Origin of the sequence: Hoeflea ulvae (genome assembly GCF_026619435.1) — a bacterium.
Taxonomy (GTDB): Bacteria; Pseudomonadota; Alphaproteobacteria; order Rhizobiales; family Rhizobiaceae; genus Hoeflea; species Hoeflea ulvae.
Window position 1 is genome coordinate 1,813,433 of record NZ_JAOVZQ010000001.1, and the last position, 19,535, is coordinate 1,832,967.

The window sequence follows — 19,535 nt, forward strand, 5'->3', positions numbered from 1 at the left end:
GCGGCAAGACCGGTCGTGGCCGATACCAGCCCGGATCCGTCACCGGGAGGTGTCACTGGAACGGTCGCTCGCGAAGCAGAGGATAGGCTGACCCGGGTGTTTACGCCACCTGACGCCAGTTTTCGGCGCGGACAAATTCCATCAACTGGTCAGAGGCCATCGGCCGGGCCAGGGCATAGCCCTGCAGCGTGTTGCAGCCCAGATCGCGCAGAATAGCGGCATGTTCCATGGTCTCGACACCTTCCGCCACCACCTTGATGCCGAGCGACTGGCCGATCTCGATGATGGAGGCAACCAACCGCCGCTGGCTCTCCGAGCCGACGATCGGGAAGATCAGCTGACGGTCGATCTTCAGACGGGTCGGCCGCACCTGTATGAGGCTGATGATCGATGCGAAGCCGGTGCCGAAATCGTCGATCTCGATGTCGATGCCCATCGCCTTGAGGCGCTCGATATTGGCGACGATGATGTCGTTCTGTTCATCCAGAAAGATCGATTCGAGAAGCTCGAACGAGAGCGATCCCTTTTCGATGTCGATGCCGTCGAGACTGTCGATCAGGTCGGCTTCGAAAAGCCGGCCCGCCGACACATTGACCGACATTTTCGGGATCGACAGACCGGCGGCCTTCCACCGGGTCGACTGCCACAGCGTCTGCTCGAGGATCGAACGGTCGATCAGCGGCACCACGTTCAGCTCGCCCGCAGTCTTGAGGAAAGCATCGGGCGCGAGCAGGCCTTCCGTGGGGTGCTCCCACCGCGCCAGCGCCTCGACGCCGACGATATCCAGGGTCCTGGCGTCGAATTGCGGCTGGAAGAACGGCAGGAATTCCTTGCGCTCGAGGCCGGACAGAATGTCGTCGGCGACCCGCTTGGTGCGTATGATCTCGGCTTTCAGCGCCGTGGTGAAGAATTCGAAACGGTTGCGGCCATTGTTCTTGGCCCGGTAAAGCGCGATGTCGGCATCGATCAGCAGGCGCTTGCCGCAGGGATCATCGTCGTGATCGACCGAAGCGATGCCGATGCTGACGCCGAAGCGGCATTCGTGGTTCTCATAGGGCACCGGTTGCCGCATCTGCACGATGATGCGGTTGGCCAAAGACGACAATTGCGCGTCACTTGTCTCGCAGGTCATGGCGATGACGAATTCGTCGCCACCGATCCGGGCGATGATGTCGCTATCGCGGGTGTTGGCTCTGAGCACCGATGCGGCATGGATCAGCATAGCATCGCCCGCCGCATGGCCCAATGTGTCATTGATCTGCTTGAAGCGGTCGAGATCGATATGCAGCAGCGCGGTCACGGTCGGTCCGTCGCGCCGGTTGAGAAGCCGCTCGTCGATGAAGCGTCGGTTGGGCAGGCCGGTGAGACTGTCATGCAGCGAATTGCATTCCATCTGCGCCCGGGCGTCCTCGAGCTCGCAGTTGCGCAAATCGGCATCCTGCTTGGCTGCCATCAGCCGCGTCTTGAGCTGCACATCGGCGGACACGTCCCAGTTGACCCCGACAATATAGGTCTGGCCGTCCAGGTCCTGGTGCAAGGCGCCGGTCGAGCGGATCCAGCGGGTGGTGCCGTCCGGGGTGATGATGCGGAATTCGGAACTGTAAGTTCCGCCGGTGGCGACCGCCGCGCGGAACTCGGCCACGGCGCGTTTCCGGTCCTCCGGGTGCATTGCCTGGGTCCAGTAGCTCGATTTCATGAAGACCGAATCGTCGATGACGCCGTAAAGCTCCTTCATCCGCTCGTCCCAGGTCAGTTCCGAGGCGGACAGATTGAACTCCCATACGCCGATATTCGACGCGTCCAGCGCAAGGTTGAGCCGGTGCGACAGCCTGGCCATCTTGATCTGGTTGAGCTTGAGCTCGCGAATATTGCCCCGTCGCTGGTCGTACAGATGCCCGGCGATGGAAATCGGCACCACGACAAGCAGTCCGGCAAGCAGGATCAGCGCGCGAAACTGCCAGGTGTTGTCGGGCGTGCTGGACCAGCCGCCAGCCGGAATGGCCGCGATTTGCCAGCTGCCGGATGGCAGGGTAACTTCCGACAGGACCGGATTCTGGCCGTAAATTTCAGGATCGCCGAAGAACACCGGGCCATCGCCGCCGGTGGAGTCCTTGCCGGCAATCGAGATCTCGATCGGCAGATCGGTCGCAAGCAACCCGCTGGCTGCATAAAGGCGCTCGACATCGACAACAGCGGAAACCAGACCCCACAGGGTTTTGGAGCCGTCATCTTCAGTGAGAAACACCGGAAAGCGGCCGATAAAGCCCTGGCCGCCCTGAACCAGATCAACCGGGCCGGCCAGCACCAGCTTCTCGGAGGTTGCGGCCCGCAAGGCAGCGTCGCGCTGTGCCGGATTGGTGCGCAAATCGAGACCGATGACTTTTTCGTTGCCCTCGAGCGGATAGACCAGGTTGATCACCAGATCCGGCGCCGCGGCAATGCTTCGCAATTGTGAATCCGTGCCGACCAGTCCTGCAGCGATCGCGCCGAAATGGTCCTGATCGATGTCGGGATGGGTCGCGATGGCAGCGACCAGGCCGCGCACCAGCTGGATATTGTTGCCGATATTGCCTTCGAGCTTTGCCCGGATCAGGCTGAGCTGTTCGCTGACGTCGGTGCGCAGGCTCTGGGTGTAGACAAGGCGGTTCTGGTAATCGGCGAAGATCCCCGTGGCGAGGGTGACGGTCAGCGCAATGCCCGCGGCAAGAACGCTCGGGCGCACCAGGAGGTGGGCTTGCCGAAGGCAGGTGATGAACTTCATCAGCATTTTGTCTCCGCCAGGACCGCTGTTGGTCGTGTGCTGTCCCGATTGGCAGACACAGTGGCAGGAAAATGCATAAGAATTGGCTAAATCACGATACTCGATCTAGCGGGTAAGATGTGACCGGCAATGCGAAAATACCCTTCAAATTTCGGGGGGGCGCCTGCCGGGCAAGAGCAATCGACTGCAGGAGAACGGGTCCGGCACATGCCTTTAACGACCCGTGACTTCAGGCGCGGCTCCAACGCCGCGCCTGACACAGGCCGGCGTCATTTCACGTATTTGCGCCAGTCATGTTCCTCGGCAAAGCCCAGCATGTCGCGTATTTTCTTGTTCGAATACAGCGCTTCATGCTCGCCCATCTCGCGGCTGAAGGGAACGCCCGGGAAGAACCGTTCGGCAATCTCGGCCGTCGGCATGTCGACAGAATTGGTGTCGTTGCCGGCATTGAAGATCTGGTAGCCCAGCCCGTCGGTCGTCAGGCACCGGTCAACGATCTGGCCCAGATCGCGCGCGTCGATATAGCAGAAGATGTTGCGGCGGCGCACTTCCGGGTTGGCGAAGAAGCCTGGGAACCGGTCATATTCATCGGGCTCCATCACATTGCCGATCCTGAGCGCGTAGATGTCTGCACCCGAGCGGCGCTGGAAGCTGCGCGCGGTCTGCTCGTTGATGACCTTGGACATGCCGTAGGAATCCATCGGATTGACATCCATGTCCTCTTCCACCGGCAGCGAGGCGGGGCTGACCTCGCCGTCGGCAAAACACACTCCGTAGGTTGTTTCGGACGAGGCGATGATGATCTTGTTGATGCCGAGCTTCACTGCCGCTTCGATCACATTATAGGTGCCGATCGTGTTGATCCGGAAGGTCTCGTTGTCCGGCCGGATCAGAATCCGCGGCACGGCGGCGAAATGCACCACCGCATCGAATTTCGGAACGCCGGTTCCGGGCTCGAGCTCGTCGAAATTGGCATAGCTCGACATGACATTGAACATCTGACCGGAATCGGTGATGTCGGCGGTCAGGTTGTCGACGCCGGGATGGTCGAGCGGTGTCAGGTCGACATTGACCACGTGATGGCCCTGGCCGACCAGATAGGGAATGACATGCCGTCCGGCCTTGCCGGATCCGCCGGTGAACAATACGCGCATTGCTATCTCCTCTTTTTTGGATTGGGTTGAGCCAAAGCTCAGAAGCTGCGTCCTGCCGCAGCGCCGGAAGACCAGGCCCATTGAAAATTGTGACCGCCGAGGTGGCCGGTGACATCCACCACTTCGCCAATGAAATGCAGGCCGGGAACCAGCTGGCTTTCCATGGTCTTCTGGTTGATCCGGGCCGTGTCGACGCCCCCCAGCGTCACTTCGGCGGTTCTGTAGCCTTCGGTCCCGCCGGGAACAATGCGAAAATCTCTCAGGCCCGCCACTATCTCTTCAATTGCCGCATTGCTCAAGTCCGCCAGTTTCGACGGCGCCGATCCGGCTTCGGTGCCGAATTGCTGCGCCAGCCTTTTGGGCAGGATGTCGGCGATTGCGGTCCAGACCGATGTTTTGGGACGGGCGCTGCGTTCGGCCTTGAGATGGGCAGCGAGATCGATGCCGGGCGCGAGATCCGTCGCAACGGCGTCGCCCTCGCGCCAATAGGATGAGACTTGCAACATTGCCGGGCCGGACAGTCCGCGATGAGTAAACAGCATGGCTTCGTCAAAACTCGCGCCGTTGCATGCTGCGCGGACATCAAGCGAGACGCCGGACAGAGCGCCCCAGCTGTCATGCATGTTGGAGGCCCAGGTGAACGGCACCAGACCGGCGCGGGTGTCGGTGATCCGGTGGCCGAACTGCCGGGCGATGTCATAGCCCAGTCCGGTGGCGCCCATTTTTGGAATGGATTTTCCGCCGGTGGCGACGACCAGGGAGGCGGAGTGGAAGACCCCGGCGCTGGTGCGGGTCGCAAACCCTCCATCCCGCGGGCTCACCTCAAGGATCTCCGTCGCAAGTTCCAGCCGCACCCCGGCCTCGCGCATGTCGTCGGTCAGCATCGCGATGATCTCGCGGGCCGAGCCGTCGCAAAACAATTGTCCGAGCGCTTTCTCGTGGAAGGCAATGCCGCGGGCTTTCACCCGGTCGATAAAATCATGCTGGGTGTAGGATTTGAGCGCGGAGATGGCAAAATGCCGGTTGGACGACAGAAAATTGGCCGGGGTGCAGTGGATATTGGTGAAATTGCAGCGTCCACCGCCGGAGATCCGGATCTTTTCGCCCGGCGCGCGGGCGTGATCGATCACCGTGACGCTCTTGCCCCGGCGTGCGGCCTCGATGGCGCACATCATGCCCGCGGCGCCGGCGCCCAGGATCATCACATCGGTTGTTGTCGCAGCGGTCATGCGGGCTCCGGATCAGGAGGGCGACGGATCATGCCGAAGCCTCGTTTGAGACCGGACGCAATAACAGACCGGAGGCGCGCAACAAACCCCGCATATCAACTCCGGCGAAGCTGTTGCCATCGCCGCACCATCCTCTGTAGGAGTGCTGCCTGTGTTTCCGCTGGAATTGACCATGACCCCACACGTCTTCGATCTCGACCCCGTGACGCTGAGCATCGATGCCAGCGTCGGTCACATCGCCGCTTTGAACATCCGTGACGGCGACCGTGTCTTGACGCCGCTGCATCGCGCTCCCTGGGTGGATGACCCAGCGGTAGTCTTTCCGGACGGCACGGCGCCGAATGTTGAGCGCCTGTCCGGCGATTTCTTCTGCGCACCATTTGGCCGCAACGACATCGAGGAAGCGCCATCGCATGGCTGGCCCGCCAACAGCGCCTGGGACCATGTCGACACAGTTGCCGGACATGACCGGACAACCGTGGTTTTCCGGCTCCGCCGTCTGGTGATGGGTGCTGCGGTGGAAAAGCGGATCACGCTCGTGGCGGGTCACCCGTTCATCTACCAGGAACATGTTCTCAGCGGCGGGGAGGGTGCGGTTTCCGCGGCCCACCATGTCATGGTGCATATGCAGGACGGCGGCGAGCTGTCTTTCTCGCCCAAGGCGCGCGCGCTGACTCCGACCGCGGCTCTGGAGACCGATCCGGATCGCGGCCGCTCGCTGCTGGCCTATCCCGCCGAAACGACTGACCTGACCGCCTTTCCGCTGGCCGCCGGCGGCACCGCAGATCTGACGCATTATCCGCCGGGCGATCAGCATGAGGATTTTCTCACCATTGTCGAGACGCCCGGGGCCGCCCTGGGGTGGAGCACTGTCAGCCGCAAGGCCGAGCAGGACCGGATACTGATTCTCAAGGCCCCGGCCACCTTGCCGGTCACCATGGTGTGGATGAGCAATGGTGGGCGGGATTACGCGCCCTGGTCGGGCAGGCATACCGGGGTGATTGGCATTGAGGATGCACGGGCGTCACCGCTGGGCCATGCCGATTCCTGCGCAGACAATCAATTCAGCCGTGCAGGCATCGCCACGGCGTTTCAGCTCGAGAAGCACGGGAAAACAGGGATCCGGCAGGTCGTCGGTGCGTGCAGCATGTCGCACGGAGAGGGCAGGCTTACAGATCTAACGGCAGGCAATGGCACTCTGACGCTGCATTTCGACGGTGGCGCGACCCGCGCGCTCAACTACGACGCCGATTTTCTCGAAGGAAACAGGGAAACCGGCCAGGCCTGAGTCGTGGCGTCTGGAAGCAGGTTCGCCCCTGGCTCGGACCGATGTCGGGGCCAGGGGCGAATATCAATGCTGTTTTCGGATCAGCAGCGTGCTTCGTAGATGTTGCCGTTGCGGTCACGGTAGCGGCACATGCCTGGCGTTGTGGCTGCACCGATCAGTGCGCCTGCGGCGCCGCCGATCAGGGCGCCGGTTGCAACACCGCGTCCGCTGCTGCCTGTAGCCGCTGCGACCAGTGCGCCTGTGCCTGCGCCGACAACTGCGCCGGTGCCGGCACGCTGTTCGGTTGTTGAGCAACCCGCTGCGGCGAGAAGCGAGACCGCTGCAAAAGCGGAAAGAATGAGTCTGGTCATCGAAGGCTCCATTTGGGTGCGGCTACAAAAACAGAGGCAGTTTTCACTCGAACGAGCGAGGCTGCTTCCGAGCCAAGGTTTCATTGTACAGAATAACGATGGCTGACACCATCATGGCGATGCTCATCGCAAGTGCAAGCGTTGAAATCAACATGGTCAGTCCTTCCGGTCCATTGTCTTCGTGTTCAGCCATTCAACGCCCGCCCGCGAATTTGGTTTCATCCCTCGCATGAGATTGTGAAAATAACGCGGGCGGCATTGCTTGCGTGGGCACCGTCAAGGGTGTGCACTCTGCCACCTGAATGGAAGCTGAACGGCCATTCCGCGCCGATGGCTCGGGTTGCGGATTCCTGCTCAATCATTGGGCAGACTGCCTTCGGTTTGAACAGAATGCCGGGCCGGACCTCAAATCAACCGGAGATGATCCGAAACCGCTTGCACCGGCGCGCGGCTTTTCCGATGATTGTTGCTGCAACCCGAAGAGCGCAGATGACTTCCTTGTTTCCCCTTCCGACGGCGCAATCGAACGTGGCCCTGCAGCGCACGCAAGGTGCTGGGCGTCTTTCCGTCAAGCTCTCTTCCGGCCAGAGCCGGATCGACCGGCTGTTCCAGGAAGGCTCTGCCCGCATCAGGGTTCCGCGGGTGCCGCCGGGGTCCCCGCTCGAGGCGGTGCTGATCAACACCGCCGGCGGCCTGACCGGCGGGGATCGCATGGATTGGTCGTTTACAGCCGGAGAGGGCGCGTCGATGACGCTCGCCACCCAGGCCTGCGAAAAGACCTACAAGGCGCAAGGCTGCAGCGAGGCGCAGATTGCCGTGCGGTTGAAGCTCGAACCGGGAAGTTCGATGGCTTGGCTGCCGCAGGAAACCATCCTGTTTGACCGCGCCCGCCTGTCACGCAGCATCGAGGTGGACATGGCTGCGGGTTCGCGGCTTCTGATGCTCGAGCCGGTGGTCTTTGGCCGGTTGGCGATGCAGGAGGCGGTGACACAAGGCCTGTTTGTCGACCGCTGGCGCATCCGCCTTGACGGTGATCTGCTGCACGCGGAACATTTGCGCCTTGGTCCGGACATCGCCGGCGCCCTGGGCAAGGCGGCCGTGGCCGATGGCGGGCTGGCTATGGCGACCCTGTTGCTGATAGCCCCCGATGCGGAGGCTTCGTTGGCGGATGTGCGCAATCTGGTCGGCCAGTCGGGCGGGGCCAGCTACGTGTCGGTGCGCCTGCCTGCTTCGGCAGGCATGGAAACTGGCAAGCTTCTTGCTCGGATTGTTGCCAAGGACAGCTATGAATTGCGCAAAGTTCTTGTACCCTTGATCCGCCGGCTCAACCCGCTTGGCGGCATGCCGAAAGTCTGGTCGATATGAAAGAGATGCCATGAACCTGACACCCAGGGAAAAAGACAAGCTGCTCGTCTCCATGGCCGCCGTGGTTGCCCGCAAGCGGCTCGAGCGTGGCGTCAAGCTCAATCATCCGGAAGCCGTCGCGCTGATCACCGATTTCGTGGTCGAAGGCGCACGTGACGGCCGTGCCGTGGCCGAGCTGATGGAGGCCGGCGCCCATGTCATCACCCGCGACCAGGTGATGGAGGGCATTGCCGAGATGATCCATGATATACAGGTGGAAGCCACTTTCCCGGACGGCACCAAGCTGGTCACCGTCCATGAACCGATAAGGTGAATAATGGGCCCGATGCGCGCGACAGCGGCGGACAAGGCGCATGAAAAAGGCGCGGGCCGAAACCCGCGCCTTGCTCAGTGGTTTTTTGGATTACCGCACATAGACGGTTACCGAACCCTCCGCATCGGTCTTGGCGGCAACGACGCTGGAAAGCTCGACGCCTTCCGATTCAAGCTTGTTCCAGACGCCGGAATTGGCCTGAAGCGAGGTGCGAAGCTTGGAGACGGCATCCTCGTTCTGGCTCACCGCCTGGTCGATGTCTTCAGCAGACACCTCCGCGGCCGAGCCAAGCTCGACAATGTTCACATCGCTCGCATCGGTCACGGCGCTGATATCGGAGGCAGCGTTGGTGTTGTCGCCGATGGCCGCGAGAATTTCAGCCTTGCTGGCGTCCGCGCCGTCACGCGACGTCGTCTCTGCAGCAGCATTCACTCCCAGCGCGGGGTCGGTGACCGACGTGCCTGCCGAACCGCTGGTGGTCGCAGTGCTGGTACCGTTCTTCATCCCGATGCTGGCTCCGGCGTCCGCGCCAACCGAACCGGCGAGGGCAGGGGCTGCGGCGAAGCTCGAGGTCATAAGAGCTGCGGTCAGAATCTTCGTCATGCGTTTCATGGGTTAACTCCTTTTGCAGTTTCACTCGCCGCCCGTTTCGTCTCGGGCGACAAGAAAGAAACGATGCCGCGGGCGTATGGTTGCGTCGGGTTCGAAGGCCATTTCGTGAAGTTTTCATGGCGTGAAAGTGACATGACCCGACGGCCCGCCGCACCCTGCCGGCGCGCGCCGCGCTCAAGGCGGAAACCCGTTCCGCACGCTCAAACGAACTGCATAGGATCCAGTCATGATACCAGGTGAAGTCTTGACCCAGAGTGGCGACGTCGAACTCAACGCGGGCGCTGCAACGATCACGCTGAAGGTGGCCAATACCGGCGACCGTCCGGTGCAGGTCGGCAGTCATTATCATTTTTTCGAGATCAACGAGGCGCTGCGGTTTGACCGCGACAGAACCCGCGGCCTGCGGCTCGATATCGCGGCGGGCACCGCAGTCCGCTTCGAGCCAGGCCAGGAGCGCGACGTGACGCTGGTGCCGCTGTCGGGCGGACGCGAGGTCTACGGATTTCAGCAGAAGGTGATGGGGAAGCTGTGAGGCTTTGCCGCGCCGAAATCGGGGAAGGAGAACCCATATGTGCCATGTATGTGTGATCAACAATGTCAAATCCTCAATGTTGTCGCGACGCGATTTCTTCCGCAAGTCCGCCGCTGCCGGCATCGCCGCAACGGCCGCAGGCGCGGTGTCAGCCAGGCCGGCGCTTGCCACGGCAACGGGAAAGGTTGTCGATCTGACCCACACTTTCGACGGTGATTTTCCGACCTTTGATGGCAAGCCGGGCATCCTCTATACCGAGAACGTCAATTTCGATCAGTCCGGCTACCAGATCTGGGAACTGACGATTTTCGAGCATTCCGGCACCCATATCGACGCGCCGCTGCATTTTTCCAAGGACGGCACCTCCGTGGCGGAACTCGATCCGCAGAACCTGATCTGTCCGCTCTGCATCATCGATATCAAGGCCAAGGCGGCGGAAGACCCCAATGCCATGGTCGAGCCCGAGGACATCGAGGCCTTTGTCAGCGCCAATGGCGAGATCCCCGAAGGGGCGTGCGTTGCCATGAATTCCGGCTGGCAGGACAAGATCGGCGAGGCCGGTTACCGCAATGATGCCGACGGCAATTTCACCTTCCCCGGTTTTTCAAAGGCTGCGACCGACAGCCTGATGGAAATGGGCGTGGCCTCCATCGGTGTCGACACATTGTCGCTTGATCCGGGCAATTCGGCGGATTTCGCCGTGCACACGTCCTGGCTCCCGAGCGGCCGTTTCGGCATCGAGAACCTGGCCAATCTTGACGCGCTTCCGGCCACCGGCGCAACGCTGTTTGTCGGCGCGCCGAAGCATCGCGATGGCACCGGCGGTCCGGCGCGCATCATGGCAATGGTCTAGGAGAAAGCCCTCATGGCCCGCAAACCCGCTAATCCCGTCGAAATCTGGCAAGCCTGCGCAGGGCTCGGGATGCTGGCCTTCGAGGCCCAGGCCGTGATCGGCATGCGAATGCTGGGCATGGGCGGGGTCTGGCCGGTGTCGAAATCCGAAAACAGCAAGATGCTGGCGGAAAAACCGCCGGCATTCGCCAAGGCCGCTGTGGCAGCGGCGCGAAAGGCGGCAGCGGGCGGGCGGCCAGACCAGGTCCTGACCGCCGCCGTCAAGCCATTGACGAAAACCGCACGCGCCAACCGCAAGCGGCTGGCTGGCAACGCGATGCCGCGCGGCAGGAAGAAGACATGAGGCAGCTCACCATGATCAAGACAACCCTCATGGCCGGATGCTGTGCAGCCCTGATGGCTTCATCGGGACTTGCCGACGAGCTGCCCGATTGCATCGATCCACAGACGCAGATGGAAATGACCTATTGCGCCGGTGTCGACTATGAAAAGGCCGATGCGGAGCTCAACAGGCTGTGGCCGGAAATTGTCGCCGCCGCCAGGTCGAATGACGAATATGTGGCCGACCTTGCCCGCGACCGCGGCGTGCCGACGACGCTGGAAGCCTTGCGCACAGCCCAGCATGCCTGGCTCAAGTTCCGAGATGCGCAATGCGAATATGAGGCCTATGACGTCTTTGGCGGCACTGCCCAGCCGATGGTCGGCAGCCTGTGCCTTGCCCGCCTGACGCGCGAACGCATTGAGGTGCTTTCTTATGCACTCGAAACAAGGTGATGGCCCGGCATTTGCTTGCCGAGCTGGTTGAGAGTTTGAACAAACCGAGGATCGCCCATGCCTGCCAGGATTTCCCGTTCCGCCTATGCCGCCATGTACGGCCCGACCGTGGGCGACAAGGTGCGGCTTGCCGACACTGAACTCTTCATCGAGGTGGAGAAGGACTTCACCACCTATGGCGAGGAGGTCAAGTTCGGCGGCGGCAAGGTGATCCGCGACGGCATGGGCCAGAGCCAGGTCACCCGGGCCGACGGCGCGGTGGATACGGTGATCACCAATGCGCTGGTGGTCGATCACACCGGCATCTTCAAGGCCGATATCGGATTGAAGGATGGCCGCATCGCTTCCATTGGCAAGGCCGGCAATCCCGACACCCAGCCCGGTGTCGACATCATTGTCGGACCCGGCACCGAGGTGATCGCAGGCGAAGGCAAAATCCTCACCGCCGGCGGATTTGACAGCCATATCCACTTCATCTGCCCGCAGCAGATCGAGGAAGCGCTGATGAGCGGGCTCACCACCATGCTCGGCGGCGGCACCGGCCCGGCGCACGGCACTCTGGCCACCACCTGTACGCCCGGCCCCTGGCACATCGGCCGGATGATCCAGGCCATGGATGCGTTTCCGATGAACATCGGCCTTTCGGGCAAGGGCAATGCGTCCAGGCCTGCAGCTCTCGAAGAGATGATCCTTGGTGGCGCCTGTGCGCTCAAACTGCACGAGGACTGGGGCACGACGCCTGCCGCCATCGACAATTGCCTGTCGGTTGCCGACCAGTACGACGTCCAGGTGATGATCCACACCGACACGCTCAACGAGAGCGGCTTTGTCGAAAGCACGGTCGACGCGATCAAGGGCCGCACCATCCACGCCTTCCACACCGAAGGTGCCGGCGGCGGCCATGCCCCTGACATCATCAAGGTCTGCGGACTGAAGAACGTCCTGCCGTCCTCCACCAATCCGACACGGCCCTACACGGTCAACACCATCGCCGAGCATCTCGACATGCTGATGGTCTGCCACCATCTCGACAGCGCCATTCCGGAGGACATCGCCTTTGCCGAAAGCCGCATCCGCAAGGAGACCATCGCGGCCGAAGACATCCTGCACGACATCGGCGCGTTTTCGATCATCGCCTCGGATTCCCAGGCCATGGGCCGTGTTGGCGAGGTGATCATCCGCACCTGGCAGACAGCCGACAAGATGAAGCGCCAGCGCGGACCATTGCCCGAGGAAACCGGCGACAACGACAATTTCCGCGTCCGCCGCTACATCGCCAAATACACCATCAATCCGGCCATCGCCCAGGGCATTTCCAGGCATATCGGCTCGATCGAGGTCGGCAAGCGCGCAGACCTGGTGCTGTGGAACCCGGCCTTTTTCGGCGTCAAACCCGACATGGTGCTGCTTGGCGGCATGATTGCGGCGGCGCCGATGGGCGACCCCAATGCCTCGATCCCGACGCCGCAGCCGGTGCATTACCGCATGATGTTCGGCGCCTATGGCAAGGCGCGGACCAATTCCTCGGTCACCTTCGTCAGCCAGGCGGCAATCGAGGATGGCCTGGCGCACAAGCTCGGAACCGCCAAGCAGATGGAAGCCGTCGAGAACACCCGCGGCGGCATTTCCAAGACCTCGATGATGCTCAACGATGCCCTGCCGCATATCGAGGTCGATCCGGAAACCTATGAAGTTCGCGCCGATGGCCAGCTGCTGACCTGCGAACCCGCCACCGTGCTGCCGATGGCGCAGAGATATTTCCTGTTTTGATCGCTCTGCCGCCCCTTGATCCTCGTCAAGCCGTGCTGCGGCAGGATGATGCTATATTGATCTCTGATATAACGAGAAGGAGGGTTCAATGTCCGGTATCAGACTGAAGCACAAGGGATGGGTTGTGGTCGCCGATGGCGAGAAAGCGCTGTTTCTGGTCAACAGCGGCACACCGGACAAACCGGCATTGCGGGTCTTCAGCGGTTTCGAACAGGCAAACCCGAAAACCGCCGTGCAAGGTGAGGACCGCCCCGGACGCCTGTCCGATGGCATAGGCGGCGCGCACCGCAGCGCTGTGCAGGAGACCGACTGGCATCGCCTGGCCAAGCATGAATTCGCCCGCCAGATCGCGTCCAGGCTCGACGACAGCGCCCAGGCCGGCCATTTCTCGCAAATCGTCATCGTTGCGCCGGCACTGGTCATGGGTGAGTTGCGCAAGTCTCTTTCCAACGCGGTGTCGAGCAGGCTTGTTGCGGAGGTCGCCAAGGACCTGACGGGGCACCCGGTGCCCGAAATCGAGAAACTGCTTTTCGGATAGGGAGCATGCATGCATCTGCCGACGGTCACGTCAGTCACAAGGGATTTTGACACCCCTGTCGCCAGCATCACGCTGGATGAAACCGCGCGGCACCGACGCCGCATGCGCATGGTCTCGGACCGGCTGGAAAACGGGGAGACCATTGCCTTCCTGCTCGATCTGCCTCAGGCGCGGCTGTTGCGCCACGGCGACGGGCTGGTGCTTGATGACGGGCGGATCATCGAGGTGCATGCCGTGCCTGAAGCACTGATGGAGGTCAGGGGCAGCGACCCGCGCCACCTGCTGTCGCTTGCGTGGCAGATCGGCAATCGCCATCTGGCAGCCGAGATCACCACGGAAACGATCCGGCTCAGACGCGATCACGTGATCCGCGACATGCTCCTCGGCCTTGGCGCCTCGGTCACCGACATCGAGGCGCCCTTCGATCCCGAAGGCGGCGCCTATGGCGGGGCGCATTCGGCGCATCACCACCAGGCGCATGATCATGCCCACGCGCACGGCCACCCGGAGCACAGTCATGACTGACCGGCGCGACTGGCACAGCGACCCGATCACCAACGAGACACTGATCGATGCCGACTACCGCAACACCCAGAACGTGCGCCGCTTTTTCAAGGCGGCGATCGGCGATCATTTCAAGTTCGACCGGCCTTTCATGGCCTGGATGAAATCCCACCAGGGTGCAACCATGCAGGATGCGGTGGCGGAATGGCAGCGCCGCGAGGCTGACAAATGACCACGACAGCGCTGCTCAAGCTGTTGAGCTGGCTGTCACCGGTGTTTCCGGTCGGCGGCTTTGCCTATTCCGCAGGTCTCGAACAGGCCGTCCAGGCCGGCCACGTGCATGATCGCAGCTCGCTTGAAGACTGGGTCATTGTGCAGATCACCCAGGGCACGCTGTGGAACGACGCGGTGATCCTGGTGGAAGCCCACCGGTCCGCGGGCGATGCGCAGGCAATAAAGGAAACCTCCAGCCTCTGCATGGCCCTGTGCGTCGGGCAGGAGCGGCTTGACGAAACCCTCAACCAGGGCACCTCCTTCATCGAGGCCGTGACGCCCTGGGTGACGCGCAGTGTCATGCCCGGCCGCAACACGCCGCTGCCGGTTGCTGTCGGGGTCGCGGCGGGGTGTGAGCAGATTGATCCGCGCATGACTGCCAGCGCCTATCTGCACGCTTTCGCCTCCAACCAGCTGCAATGCGCCATAAGGCTGTCGGTTACCGGTCAGCAGGGCGCGGCCCATGTGCTTGCCGGCCTGGAACCGGTGATCGAACGGACCGCCGAACGCGCCGCCCTCTCGACCCTGCAAGACCTTGGCGGCGCGGCCTTCATCGCCGATATTGCCGCGATGAACCACGAGACCCTCGAACCACGGTTGTTTTTGTCATGACCTCATCCAACGGCCCCTTGCGCGTCGGCATCGGCGGCCCTGTCGGCTCCGGCAAGACCGCGCTGACCGACAAGCTTTGCAAGGCGATGCGCGAGCACCATTCCATCGCGGTCATCACCAATGACATCTACACCCGCGAGGACGCCGAGGCGCTGGTGCGGATGCAGGCATTGCCCTCCGACCGTGTGGTCGGCGTCGAGACCGGCGGATGTCCGCACACGGCGATCCGCGAGGATGCGTCGCTCAATCTGCGCGCCATCGATGCACTCAACGAGCGCCACCCGGATCTCGACATCATCTTCATCGAATCCGGCGGCGACAATCTCGCGGCCACCTTTTCGCCTGACCTTGCCGATCTGACCATCTACGTGATTTCGGTGTGCCGGGGCGAGGAGATCCCGCGCAAGGGCGGGCCGGCGATCACCCGCTCGGATCTTCTGGTGATCAACAAGATGGATCTGGCGCCCCATGTCGGGGCGGATCTGGCGGTGATGGAACGCGATGCGTCCGCAGGCCGCAAGGGCCGCCCGCATCTGTTCACCGACATGCGCCGCGGCACCGGCATTGAAGACGTCGTCGCCTTCATCGAAGAGGCCGGAGGTCTGCGTACGGCGTCCGCTGCACAATAGATTGCAGGCTGCTCAGTCGCGGGTAAAATCCGGCAGGCTGTTGAAGGCCGTGCGCAACGCGTCCGACCAGCCGTCCGAAATCTTGCTGTAATAGGGATCGGTGGCGACCACGCGCTTCTCGTAGCCCCTGGTCAGGCTGTCGAGCTCGTAAAACTGCAGATCCAGCGGAAGTCCCACCGACAGGTTGGATTTCAGCGTCGAATCAAACGACACATACAGCAGCTTCGTCGCCATCTCGAAGCTCATGTCGGGATCATAGGCGCGCACCAGGATCGGCTTGCCGTATTTGTGCTCGCCGATCTGGAAGAAGGGATTGTCATCCGTGGCTTCAATGAAATTGCCTTCCGGATAGATCAGGAACATGCGCATGGCGCCGCCTGCGACCTGACCGCCGAGAATGAAGGTGGCGCTGAATGTCGACTCGCTCTGATGCCCGTTGTCCGACGCGGTCTTGATCACCTCGCGCACGGTCTCGCCGATCAGCCGGGCGACTTCGAACATCGAAGGCACCTTCATGATGCTCGGCTGCCGGTCCTCGGCGGCCTTGGAATGCTCTTCCAGCATGCTGACAACCGTCTGGGTCGTTGCCAGATTGCCGGCCGCCATGATCGTCATCAACCGGTCGCCCGGCGCGCACCAGGTGTACATCTTGCGAAAGGTCGAAATGTTGTCGACACCCGCATTCGTCCGTGTATCGGACATGAACACGAGGCCCTTGTTGAGGCGTAGTCCGACGCAATAGGTCATGATCAGCGAATCCGCCCGTTAAATGAGTTCGGCGAATCTATTGCTCCACTGTGATGCGGACTGCAAGCTGTTCTTCACCGGTTCCGGTGCGAATGCCCGAAATTGGCGCGGCGTCCTTGTAATCGAGGCCATAGGCAATGTGCACATAGCGGTCATCGGGCGACATGTCGTTGGCGGGATCGAAGCCGACCCAGCCGAGCCCGTCGACATGGGCTTCCGCCCAGGCATGGCTGGCCGCCTGGTCCGGAGTTTCTTCCATCATCAGGTAGCCCGAAACATAGCGGGCCGGATAGCCCAGCACCCGGGCTGCCGCGGCAAAGGTCTGGGCATGGTCCTGGCACACACCTTTTCCCGAGGCGAGCGCGTCTTCGGCGATCGTCTGGGTCTGGGTTGCGCCCGGCACATAGGCCATCGCCTGATGCAGCGAATTCATCAGGCCGTGCAGCTGCTCGAGCGGCTCTCCCTTGGCAACGCCGCGGGCCAGTTCCCGGATCATCTTGCCGGGTTTGGTCAGCGCCGATTCCCGCTGGTAGAGCCACAGCGGCATGTAGCCGCGATGCGGTCCCGACACGCCGATCTTGTCATAGGTCTCGACCGAACCCGTCGCCACCACCCGGATCGCTTCGGTGTCGCGGCTGGCGCTCACCAGCTCGACCACATTGCCGAAATGGTCGACATATTGCGCTTCGACAGCGCCGCCCTCGACCTGCATCGACCAGGAATTGACGGTTTGCAGCTGGCTGTCCTGCGGTGTCAGTCTCAGCCGCTGCAAGGCGTAGCGCACAGGGCTCGCATAGGCGTATTCGGTCACATGGGAAATTTTAAGCAGCATGGAATCAGTCCTGGTAGAACCGGTAGGCTTCGGCGATCTCGGCAGCAACCCGGCTGTTCTGGCTGATGAAACCCTGGAGGAATTCGTGCAGGCCCGTATCCATTATTTCCTTGATTTCCCGTTCCCGCAACATCCCTTGCGTCGCCGCAGCCGTCTCGTGGCATGACGTCCGCTTGCCGTATTGCCGTTCCAGATAGGACAGGTTTGCATTGATCTTGTCATAGCAATAGGCCAGCGATCGCGGCATGCGGCCATTGAGGATCAGGAAATCGGCAATGTTTGAAGGCTTGTAATCGTCGTCATAGACCCAGCCATAGGAGCGGTGCGCCGAAACCGATCTGAGGATTGATTCCCATTGCACATTGTCGAGCGACGAGCCGACATAGGAGCTTGCGGGCAGAAGCACGTAATATTTCACGTCGAGAATGCGTGATGTGTTGTCGGCGCGCTCGATGAAGGTGCCGATGCGCGAGAAATTGTAGCGTTCGGTTCGCAGCATGGTTCCGTGAAACGCGCCGCGGATCAGGCCGGTGCGCTGCTTGATGGTGTCGATGATCGCAGGCATGTCGGCGCTCGACACACGCCGCGAGAGCTTGGCCTTGATGTCGAGATAGCATTCATTGGTTGCTTCCCAGGCTTCGCGCGTCAACGCCGTGCGCACCATCCGGCCATTGTTGCGGGCCGATTCGATGGCCGAGAGCACACTTGACGGGTTCGACTTGTCGCGCAGCAGATAGTTGACCGCATCAGCGCTGGTCACTTCCTCGTTGGAAGCGCAGTAGCCGCCGAACACGCCGGAACTGCGCAGCACCGATTCCCAGTCTTCCTCTTGCCCGTCCATGCGCGTGAGCGCCATGCGCAGGCCGGCATCGATCAGGCGTGCGGTGTTTTCCGCGCGCTCGATATAGCGAAACATCCAAAACAGGCCGTTTGCGGTTCTTCCCAGCATGTTCAATCCTCCAGCACCCAAGTGTCCTTGGTGCCGCCTCCCTGGCTGGAATTGACCACCAGCGAGCCTTCCTTGAGCGCCACCCGGGTCAAGCCGCCGGGAATGATCTGAACCTTGTTCGAAACCAGAACATAGGGCCGCAAATCCACATGCCGTGGCGCCAGTCCTTTCTTGGTCAGGATCGGCACGGTCGAGAGCGACAGTGTCGGCTGGGCGATGTAGTTGCTCGGCCGCGACTTGAGCTTGGCGGCAAAATCGCTCAGTTCACGCTTGCTTGCAGCCGGGCCCACCAGCATGCCGTAACCGCCGGATCCATGGACTTCCTTGACCACCAGGTCGGCCAGGTTTTCCAGCACATATTTGAGCGTATCGGCTTCCGAGCAGCGATAGGTCGGCACATTCTCCAGAAGCGGTTTGCGGCCGGTGTAGAACTCGACGATTTCTGGCATGTAGGAATAGATCGCCTTGTCGTCGGCGATCCCGGTGCCGGGCGCATTGGCGATCGTGATGTTGCCGGCGCGGTAGACATCCATGATCCCGGGAACGCCGAGCGTCGAATCCGGACGGAATGTCAGAGGGTCCAGATAGTCATCGTCAACCCGGCGGTAGAGCACGTCGATGGCTTCGTAGCCCTGCACGGTGCGCATCGCCACCTTGCCGTTGATCACGCGCAGGTCCGAGCCTTCTACCAGCTCGGCGCCCATCTGGTCGGCAAGATAGGCATGCTCGTAATAGGCGGAATTGAAGATGCCCGGTGTGAGCACGGCGATCCTCGGCTTGCCGCTGCAGCCGGGAGGAGCCAGTGCTGCCAGGCTCTGGCGCAACAGTTTCGGATAGTTCTCGACCGGCCTCACCTTGTTGAGGTGAAAAAGCTCGGGAAACATCTGCATCATGGTTTCGCGGTTCTCGAGCATGTAGGAGACGCCCGAAGGTGTCCGGGCATTGTCTTCCAGAACGTAGAACTGGCCTTCGCCGGTGCGCACGATGTCGGTGCCGATGATGTGGGTATAGACCCCGCCCGGGGGGCGCATGCCGATCATCTCGGGCAGGAACGCATCGTTCTGTTCGATCAGCGCGCGCGGAACGCGGCCGGCCTTGATGATTTCCTGCTTGTGATAGATGTCGTCGAGAAAGGCATTGAGCGCCATCACCCGCTGCTCGATCCCCAGCGCCAGCTTTCGCCACTCGGAGCCGGAGATAATGCGCGGCACGATGTCAAAGGGAATGAGCCGTTCGGAGGAGTCTCCCTTGCCGTAAACGGCAAAGGTGATGCCGGTCTTGCGAAAGATGTTTTCCGCGTCCCGCGACTTCTTGAACAGATCCGAGCTTTTCTGTTCCGAATGCCATTTGAAGTACCCCTCGTAGGGTGCTCGCGGAAGGCCGTCCGCAGTCAGCATTTCATCGAAAGGCAAGTGTTTCGCGCTCCCATTTGGAGGTTATAAGATCGCATC

Annotated in this window: 23 protein-coding genes; 13 read left to right on the forward strand and 10 right to left on the reverse strand. The window is 61.7% G+C overall.

Going from position 1 to position 19,535, the window contains the following annotated elements:
* Positions 1 to 100: 100 nt before the first annotated feature.
* From OEG82_RS08435 to OEG82_RS08445, 3 genes are all read right to left on the reverse strand, one after another.
* Positions 101 to 2,767 carry a bifunctional diguanylate cyclase/phosphodiesterase gene (locus tag OEG82_RS08435; protein WP_267611988.1) on the reverse strand — a complete coding sequence of 889 codons (2,667 nt, stop codon included), beginning with the start codon at positions 2,765 to 2,767 and terminating at the stop codon, positions 101 to 103.
* A gap of 263 nt (positions 2,768 to 3,030) precedes the next feature.
* A complete protein-coding gene (locus OEG82_RS08440; RefSeq protein ID WP_267614897.1) occupies positions 3,031 to 3,921 on the reverse strand; it encodes an NAD-dependent epimerase/dehydratase family protein in 891 nt (296 codons plus the stop codon).
* 32 nt (positions 3,922 to 3,953) lie between these two features.
* Complete coding sequence (locus tag OEG82_RS08445) at positions 3,954 to 5,144, reverse strand: BaiN/RdsA family NAD(P)/FAD-dependent oxidoreductase (protein ID WP_267611989.1); 1,191 nt, start codon at positions 5,142 to 5,144, stop codon at positions 3,954 to 3,956.
* A gap of 172 nt (positions 5,145 to 5,316) precedes the next feature.
* Between OEG82_RS08445 and OEG82_RS08450 the strand changes: the two genes are divergently transcribed.
* Positions 5,317 to 6,432: a hypothetical protein gene (locus OEG82_RS08450; RefSeq protein ID WP_267611990.1), complete on the forward strand. Its 1,116-nt coding sequence runs from the start codon at positions 5,317 to 5,319 to the stop codon at positions 6,430 to 6,432.
* Between the two features lie 80 nt (positions 6,433 to 6,512).
* On the opposite strand, the gene OEG82_RS08455 is transcribed toward OEG82_RS08450, so the two are convergent.
* Both OEG82_RS08455 and OEG82_RS08460 read right to left on the reverse strand, forming a co-directional pair.
* Entirely contained in the window at positions 6,513 to 6,782 is a 270-nt protein-coding gene (locus OEG82_RS08455; RefSeq protein WP_267611991.1) for a glycine zipper domain-containing protein, read from the reverse strand.
* 43 nt (positions 6,783 to 6,825) lie between these two features.
* Positions 6,826 to 6,975 carry a hypothetical protein gene (locus OEG82_RS08460; RefSeq protein ID WP_267611992.1) on the reverse strand — a complete coding sequence of 50 codons (150 nt, stop codon included), beginning with the start codon at positions 6,973 to 6,975 and terminating at the stop codon, positions 6,826 to 6,828.
* Positions 6,976 to 7,271: 296 nt separating this feature from the next.
* Here OEG82_RS08460 and OEG82_RS08465 point away from each other — a divergent pair, with 296 nt between their 5' ends.
* Together OEG82_RS08465 and OEG82_RS08470 are read left to right on the forward strand one after the other, a co-directional pair.
* On the forward strand, positions 7,272 to 8,147 hold the full coding sequence (locus OEG82_RS08465; protein WP_267611993.1) for an urease accessory protein UreD: 876 nt from the start codon (positions 7,272 to 7,274) through the stop codon (positions 8,145 to 8,147).
* 10 nt (positions 8,148 to 8,157) lie between these two features.
* Complete coding sequence (locus OEG82_RS08470; RefSeq protein ID WP_267611994.1) at positions 8,158 to 8,460, forward strand: urease subunit gamma; 303 nt, start codon at positions 8,158 to 8,160, stop codon at positions 8,458 to 8,460.
* 90 nt (positions 8,461 to 8,550) lie between these two features.
* On the opposite strand, the gene OEG82_RS08475 is transcribed toward OEG82_RS08470, so the two are convergent.
* The gene (locus tag OEG82_RS08475) at positions 8,551 to 9,072 is read right to left on the reverse strand and encodes a hypothetical protein (protein WP_267611996.1); all 522 of its coding nucleotides are present in this window, start codon (positions 9,070 to 9,072) and stop codon (positions 8,551 to 8,553) included.
* 226 nt (positions 9,073 to 9,298) lie between these two features.
* On the opposite strand from OEG82_RS08475, the gene OEG82_RS08480 reads away from it, so the two are divergent.
* The 10 genes from OEG82_RS08480 to ureG all read left to right on the forward strand — a co-directional run bounded on the left by OEG82_RS08480 (position 9,299) and on the right by ureG (position 15,556).
* On the forward strand, positions 9,299 to 9,604 hold the full coding sequence (locus OEG82_RS08480; protein ID WP_267611997.1) for an urease subunit beta: 306 nt from the start codon (positions 9,299 to 9,301) through the stop codon (positions 9,602 to 9,604).
* 37 nt (positions 9,605 to 9,641) lie between these two features.
* Positions 9,642 to 10,457 (forward strand): cyclase family protein, encoded by an 816-nt coding sequence (locus OEG82_RS08485; protein ID WP_267611998.1) that lies wholly within the window; start codon positions 9,642 to 9,644, stop codon positions 10,455 to 10,457.
* A 12-nt stretch (positions 10,458 to 10,469) separates the two neighbouring features.
* Complete coding sequence (locus OEG82_RS08490) at positions 10,470 to 10,799, forward strand: hypothetical protein (protein ID WP_267611999.1); 330 nt, start codon at positions 10,470 to 10,472, stop codon at positions 10,797 to 10,799.
* Positions 10,796 to 11,230 carry a lysozyme inhibitor LprI family protein gene (locus OEG82_RS08495; protein ID WP_267612000.1) on the forward strand — a complete coding sequence of 145 codons (435 nt, stop codon included), beginning with the start codon at positions 10,796 to 10,798 and terminating at the stop codon, positions 11,228 to 11,230. The genes OEG82_RS08490 and OEG82_RS08495 overlap by 4 nt, the downstream gene beginning before the upstream one ends.
* A 57-nt stretch (positions 11,231 to 11,287) precedes the next feature.
* Positions 11,288 to 13,000: an urease subunit alpha gene (gene ureC, locus OEG82_RS08500; RefSeq protein ID WP_267612001.1), complete on the forward strand. Its 1,713-nt coding sequence runs from the start codon at positions 11,288 to 11,290 to the stop codon at positions 12,998 to 13,000.
* Positions 13,001 to 13,088: 88 nt separating this feature from the next.
* Positions 13,089 to 13,538 carry a host attachment family protein gene (locus tag OEG82_RS08505; protein WP_267612002.1) on the forward strand — a complete coding sequence of 150 codons (450 nt, stop codon included), beginning with the start codon at positions 13,089 to 13,091 and terminating at the stop codon, positions 13,536 to 13,538.
* A 9-nt stretch (positions 13,539 to 13,547) separates the two neighbouring features.
* Positions 13,548 to 14,063: an urease accessory protein UreE gene (locus OEG82_RS08510; protein ID WP_267612003.1), complete on the forward strand. Its 516-nt coding sequence runs from the start codon at positions 13,548 to 13,550 to the stop codon at positions 14,061 to 14,063.
* Positions 14,056 to 14,274: a DUF6434 domain-containing protein gene (locus tag OEG82_RS08515; protein WP_267612004.1), complete on the forward strand. Its 219-nt coding sequence runs from the start codon at positions 14,056 to 14,058 to the stop codon at positions 14,272 to 14,274. Before OEG82_RS08510 ends, OEG82_RS08515 begins: the two co-directional genes overlap by 8 nt.
* The gene (locus OEG82_RS08520; RefSeq protein WP_267612005.1) at positions 14,271 to 14,927 is read left to right on the forward strand and encodes an urease accessory protein UreF; all 657 of its coding nucleotides are present in this window, start codon (positions 14,271 to 14,273) and stop codon (positions 14,925 to 14,927) included. Before OEG82_RS08515 ends, OEG82_RS08520 begins: the two co-directional genes overlap by 4 nt.
* On the forward strand, positions 14,924 to 15,556 hold the full coding sequence (ureG, locus tag OEG82_RS08525) for an urease accessory protein UreG (RefSeq protein ID WP_267612007.1): 633 nt from the start codon (positions 14,924 to 14,926) through the stop codon (positions 15,554 to 15,556). Before OEG82_RS08520 ends, ureG begins: the two co-directional genes overlap by 4 nt.
* Before the next feature lie 12 nt (positions 15,557 to 15,568).
* Here ureG and OEG82_RS08530 read toward each other — a convergent pair whose 3' ends face one another.
* The 4 genes from OEG82_RS08530 to OEG82_RS08545 are packed head-to-tail and all read right to left on the reverse strand — an operon-like array spanning position 15,569 to position 19,481.
* Positions 15,569 to 16,303: a proteasome-type protease gene (locus tag OEG82_RS08530; RefSeq protein ID WP_267612009.1), complete on the reverse strand. Its 735-nt coding sequence runs from the start codon at positions 16,301 to 16,303 to the stop codon at positions 15,569 to 15,571.
* Positions 16,304 to 16,340: 37 nt separating this feature from the next.
* Complete coding sequence (locus OEG82_RS08535) at positions 16,341 to 17,135, reverse strand: transglutaminase family protein (RefSeq protein ID WP_267612010.1); 795 nt, start codon at positions 17,133 to 17,135, stop codon at positions 16,341 to 16,343.
* A 4-nt stretch (positions 17,136 to 17,139) separates the two neighbouring features.
* On the reverse strand, positions 17,140 to 18,084 hold the full coding sequence (locus OEG82_RS08540) for an alpha-E domain-containing protein (protein WP_267612011.1): 945 nt from the start codon (positions 18,082 to 18,084) through the stop codon (positions 17,140 to 17,142).
* A gap of 2 nt (positions 18,085 to 18,086) precedes the next feature.
* Positions 18,087 to 19,481, reverse strand: coding sequence for a circularly permuted type 2 ATP-grasp protein (locus tag OEG82_RS08545; RefSeq protein WP_267614898.1), 1,395 nt, complete (start codon positions 19,479 to 19,481; stop codon positions 18,087 to 18,089).
* Positions 19,482 to 19,535 lie beyond the last annotated feature (54 nt).

Coding starts and splice junctions, on each gene's coding strand:
- OEG82_RS08435 (WP_267611988.1), bottom strand. CDS start 2,767: ATGCTGATGAAGTTCATCACCTGCCTTCGGCAAGCCCACCTCCTGGTG.
- OEG82_RS08445 (WP_267611989.1), bottom strand. CDS start 5,144: ATGACCGCTGCGACAACAACCGATGTGATGATCCTGGGCGCCGGCGCC.
- OEG82_RS08450 (WP_267611990.1), top strand. CDS start 5,317: ATGACCCCACACGTCTTCGATCTCGACCCCGTGACGCTGAGCATCGAT.
- OEG82_RS08455 (WP_267611991.1), bottom strand. CDS start 6,782: ATGACCAGACTCATTCTTTCCGCTTTTGCAGCGGTCTCGCTTCTCGCC.
- OEG82_RS08460 (WP_267611992.1), bottom strand. CDS start 6,975: ATGGCTGAACACGAAGACAATGGACCGGAAGGACTGACCATGTTGATT.
- OEG82_RS08465 (WP_267611993.1), top strand. CDS start 7,272: ATGACTTCCTTGTTTCCCCTTCCGACGGCGCAATCGAACGTGGCCCTG.
- OEG82_RS08470 (WP_267611994.1), top strand. CDS start 8,158: ATGAACCTGACACCCAGGGAAAAAGACAAGCTGCTCGTCTCCATGGCC.
- OEG82_RS08475 (WP_267611996.1), bottom strand. CDS start 9,072: ATGAAACGCATGACGAAGATTCTGACCGCAGCTCTTATGACCTCGAGC.
- OEG82_RS08480 (WP_267611997.1), top strand. CDS start 9,299: ATGATACCAGGTGAAGTCTTGACCCAGAGTGGCGACGTCGAACTCAAC.
- OEG82_RS08485 (WP_267611998.1), top strand. CDS start 9,642: ATGTGCCATGTATGTGTGATCAACAATGTCAAATCCTCAATGTTGTCG.
- OEG82_RS08490 (WP_267611999.1), top strand. CDS start 10,470: ATGGCCCGCAAACCCGCTAATCCCGTCGAAATCTGGCAAGCCTGCGCA.
- OEG82_RS08495 (WP_267612000.1), top strand. CDS start 10,796: ATGAGGCAGCTCACCATGATCAAGACAACCCTCATGGCCGGATGCTGT.
- ureC (WP_267612001.1), top strand. CDS start 11,288: ATGCCTGCCAGGATTTCCCGTTCCGCCTATGCCGCCATGTACGGCCCG.
- OEG82_RS08505 (WP_267612002.1), top strand. CDS start 13,089: ATGTCCGGTATCAGACTGAAGCACAAGGGATGGGTTGTGGTCGCCGAT.
- OEG82_RS08510 (WP_267612003.1), top strand. CDS start 13,548: ATGCATCTGCCGACGGTCACGTCAGTCACAAGGGATTTTGACACCCCT.
- OEG82_RS08515 (WP_267612004.1), top strand. CDS start 14,056: ATGACTGACCGGCGCGACTGGCACAGCGACCCGATCACCAACGAGACA.
- OEG82_RS08520 (WP_267612005.1), top strand. CDS start 14,271: ATGACCACGACAGCGCTGCTCAAGCTGTTGAGCTGGCTGTCACCGGTG.
- ureG (WP_267612007.1), top strand. CDS start 14,924: ATGACCTCATCCAACGGCCCCTTGCGCGTCGGCATCGGCGGCCCTGTC.
- OEG82_RS08530 (WP_267612009.1), bottom strand. CDS start 16,303: ATGACCTATTGCGTCGGACTACGCCTCAACAAGGGCCTCGTGTTCATG.
- OEG82_RS08535 (WP_267612010.1), bottom strand. CDS start 17,135: ATGCTGCTTAAAATTTCCCATGTGACCGAATACGCCTATGCGAGCCCT.
- OEG82_RS08540 (WP_267612011.1), bottom strand. CDS start 18,084: ATGCTGGGAAGAACCGCAAACGGCCTGTTTTGGATGTTTCGCTATATC.
- OEG82_RS08545 (WP_267614898.1), bottom strand. CDS start 19,481: ATGCTGACTGCGGACGGCCTTCCGCGAGCACCCTACGAGGGGTACTTC.